4 protein-coding genes are annotated in these 3,206 nt (G+C 68.0%); 2 read left to right on the top strand and 2 right to left on the bottom strand.

Annotated features, from left to right (window positions below; genetic code table 11):
* Positions 1 to 66: 66 nt before the first annotated feature.
* The gene (gene glpD / locus WAW85_RS03300; RefSeq protein WP_422558226.1) at positions 67 to 1,827 is read left to right on the top strand and encodes a glycerol-3-phosphate dehydrogenase; all 1,761 of its coding nucleotides are present in this window, start codon (positions 67 to 69) and stop codon (positions 1,825 to 1,827) included.
* 10 nt (positions 1,828 to 1,837) lie between these two features.
* Here the strand turns inward: glpD and WAW85_RS03295 are convergent, their stop codons facing one another.
* Positions 1,838 to 2,353 (bottom strand): glycine cleavage system protein R, encoded by a 516-nt coding sequence (locus WAW85_RS03295; RefSeq protein WP_422558225.1) that lies wholly within the window; start codon positions 2,351 to 2,353, stop codon positions 1,838 to 1,840.
* A gap of 153 nt (positions 2,354 to 2,506) precedes the next feature.
* Here WAW85_RS03295 and WAW85_RS03290 point away from each other — a divergent pair, with 153 nt between their 5' ends.
* Entirely contained in the window at positions 2,507 to 2,923 is a 417-nt protein-coding gene (locus WAW85_RS03290) for a pyridoxamine 5'-phosphate oxidase family protein (protein WP_422558224.1), read from the top strand.
* 9 nt (positions 2,924 to 2,932) lie between these two features.
* On the opposite strand, the gene WAW85_RS03285 is transcribed toward WAW85_RS03290, so the two are convergent.
* Positions 2,933 to 3,206 (bottom strand): hypothetical protein (locus tag WAW85_RS03285; protein WP_422558223.1); only part of this gene is annotated, 274 nt, incomplete at its 5' end.

Raw genomic sequence — 3,206 nt, 5'->3', positions numbered from 1 at the left:
GGGGTGGCGTTAGTCACACGAAGTAGTGTGCCAGAGGGCGCTGTTAGGCTGGTCGTCGTGTCAACAATGAACGACCACCCGGAACGACCTGCGGATCTGTCCCCGGCCCACCGTGACGAGGCCTGGCGCCGACTCGGCGACGAAGAGTTCGACCTTGTCGTGATCGGCGGCGGAGTGGTCGGCGTGGGCACTGCGCTCGACGCCGCCACCCGCGGCTTGCGCGTGGCCCTGGTCGAGGCGCGCGATATCGCGTCGGGAACGTCGAGCCGATCGTCCAAGATGTTCCACGGTGGCCTGCGCTACCTTGAGCAACTGGAGTTCGGCCTGGTCCGCGAAGCCCTCCGTGAACGGGAACTCTCGCTAAGCCTGCTGGCCCCGCACCTGGTGAAGCCGCTGCCGTTCCTGTTCCCGATCACCAAGCGCATCTGGGAGCGGCCGTACATCGCGGCAGGGCTGTTCCTGTACGACCGCATGGGTGGCGCCAAGTCGGTGCCTGGCCAGCGCCACGTGTCCCGGCGCAAAGCGCTGCGGATCGCGCCGAGCCTCAAATCGGACGCCCTCGTCGGCGGTATCCGTTACCACGACACCGTGGTCGACGACGCCCGCCACACCCTCACCCTGGCTCGTACGGCCGCGCAGTACGGCGCCGTCGTGCGGACCTCGACGCAAGCGGTCGGTTTCACCAAAGAGAGTGACCGCGTCACCGGGGTGACCCTGCGCGACAGCGAGACCGGTGCGACGACGACGGTCCGCACCCAGTGCGTAGTGAACGCCGGCGGCGTCTGGACCGACGAGGTGCAGAAACTGTCCGGCGAGCGCGGCGCCTTCACCGTGCGGGCCTCCAAAGGCGTGCACATCGTGGTGCCGCGCGACCGCATCGTCAGCGAAGTGGCCATCATCTTGCGCACGCCGACGTCGGTCCTGTTCGTCATCCCGTGGGAGACGCACTGGATCATCGGCACCACCGACACCGACTGGAACCTCGACCTCGCGCATCCGACCGCGACCCGCGCCGATATCGACTACATCCTCGAGCGCGTCAACGCCGAACTCGTCACCGAACTCACCCACGACGACATCGAGGGTGTGTACGCCGGTCTGCGGCCGCTGCTGGCCGGGGAGGATGCCAACACTTCGGCGCTCTCCCGCGAGCACGCCGTCGCGACCGTGGCGCCGGGTCTGATCTCGATCGCCGGCGGCAAGTACACCACCTATCGGGTGATGGGTGCGGACGCCGTCGACGCCGCCGCCGAGTTCATTCCGGACCGGGTCGGCCAGTCGGTGACCGAACGCGTCCCGCTGATCGGCGCCGACGGTTACTTTGCGCTGGTCAACCAGTGCGAGTTCCTTGGCGAGAAATACGACCTGCACCCGTACCGCATCCGGCGCCTACTCAACCGCTACGGGTCGTTGCTCGACGAAGTACTCGCCCCCGCCGTCGACGACCCGTCCCTGCTGGAGCCGCTCGCCGCTGCGCCGCAGTATCTGCGTGCCGAGGCCGCCTACGCCGCCAGCCACGAGGGCGCCCTGCACCTGGATGACGTGATGGAACGCCGGACCCGCATCGCTATCGAGTACCGCCACCGCGGCCTCGACTGCGCCCGCGAGGTCGCCGATCTCATGGCCCCGATCCTGGGCTGGACGCCGGCGCAGGCCGACGCCGAAGTGGACGGCTACTGCCGCCGTGCGCAGGCCGAGATCTCCTCGCAACGGCAGCCCGACGATGCGGCCGCCGATGCGCTGCGGGTGGCCGCACCGGAAGCGCGCCCGAAGATCGTGGAACCGCTGACCGCCGAGACGGTAGCGAAGCAACCGCGGCAGTCGTAGTCGTCGGCGATCAGGCGCTGTCGACGTCGAGGTCGACCAGCAGTTCGGCGGCGATGGCCTCGAGATCGGCGCGGATCGCCGACGTGTCGGCGTCCGCCGGGATCAGCACGTCCATCCGCGCCTCGAAGAGGGTGCCGCCGGACATCGGCGCCTCCCGAGTGCCGGTGGTGAGTTTGGCGATCGAGACTCCGGTGCGGTTCAGCGCGGCGGAGATCTCTTGCACGATGCCGGGGCGATCGTCGCCGAGCACCGCGATGGTCTGGGCCACCACGTCGCCGCCCACGGTGCCCGCATCGGCCTCGTGCACGGAAACGTCGAGCAAGCCGTCGAGCGCGGTGACCGCGGCGATCAAGGAGTCGGCCTTCTCCCGGGGGACCGCGACGGCGACGATTCCGGCGAACTTGCCGGCCAGCTGGGCGAGCTGACTCTGCTCCCAGTTGCCGCCGCCCGAAGCGACCGCGTCTGAGAGGGCGGAAACGAGGCCGGGGCGGTCGTCGCCGATGACCGAGAGCACCAGATTTCGCATGGATCCCAGCCTATCGGTCCGCCAGCGCGTCCGCGTGACGATCGCCACGCGGGCCTTAGGTCCCCGGTGCCGTGCGGGAGGGCTGCGCGAGGCAGACCGACCGCCTACGCTGGAGCAAAGCTCACCGCAGCTGGCCCGAGGAATGAGGAGAACATGGAAGCGATCACCGTCCTGGACCCAGACCAGTGCTGGAACTTGCTGAGCGAGAGTGTGATGGGTCGCCTGGCACTTAGTGTTGAGGGCGAGCCGGAAATCTTCCCGATCAATGCCTATGCGCACGACGGCAAGATCTTGTTCCGCACCGCCGAAGGCACCAAGTTGTCCGAGGTTGCCGTCAACGGCCGAGTTGCCTTCGAAACCGACGGTTTTACCAGCAAGATTGGCTGGAGCGTCGTGGCCAAGGGCAAGGCGCGGATCCTCACGGGCACTAGTGAGATTCAGGCCGCCGACCAGCTGCCACTGAAGCCGTGGGTGCCGACGCTGAAAATGAATTACGTCGAGATCGACGTCACCGAGATCACCGGTCGCCGCTTCACCTTCGGGCCGGAGCCTGACCGCTACGCCGTCTGAGGTCCGGGCTCAGGCACGAGTCGAGGATCGCGGATCGTAGTTCATCCGTAGCCCGCGCGGAGTGGCGGCGAAACCCTGCATCCCGAGAAGGGTGCCGAACTGGGTGTGCAGCGCGGGGGTGCCGTCGACATGGTTGACGTGCATTCGGGCGACGCGGCCCCGCTTGATCGACGTCGCCAGCGCCGCCGCGGCGGATTCGAGGCGGTCGGTCTGCCCGGTGAAGGTCAAGATCCGTTTTCCGCCGCGCTCGATGAACAGAGCGAGGTGACCGTCGACCACGACC

The sequence above is a fragment of the Gordonia sp. (in: high G+C Gram-positive bacteria) genome, assembly GCF_049299075.1.
GTDB lineage: Bacteria > Actinomycetota > Actinomycetes > Mycobacteriales > Mycobacteriaceae > Gordonia.
This window is presented reverse-complemented; position numbering and strand designations above follow the sequence as displayed.

What these genes read in the sequence shown, in the direction of transcription:
- glpD (WP_422558226.1), top strand. Translation starts at nt 67, where the DNA reads ATGAACGACCACCCGGAACGACCTGCGGATCTGTCCCCGGCCCACCGT.
- WAW85_RS03295 (WP_422558225.1), bottom strand. Translation starts at nt 2,353, where the DNA reads ATGCGAAATCTGGTGCTCTCGGTCATCGGCGACGACCGCCCCGGCCTC.
- WAW85_RS03290 (WP_422558224.1), top strand. Translation starts at nt 2,507, where the DNA reads ATGGAAGCGATCACCGTCCTGGACCCAGACCAGTGCTGGAACTTGCTG.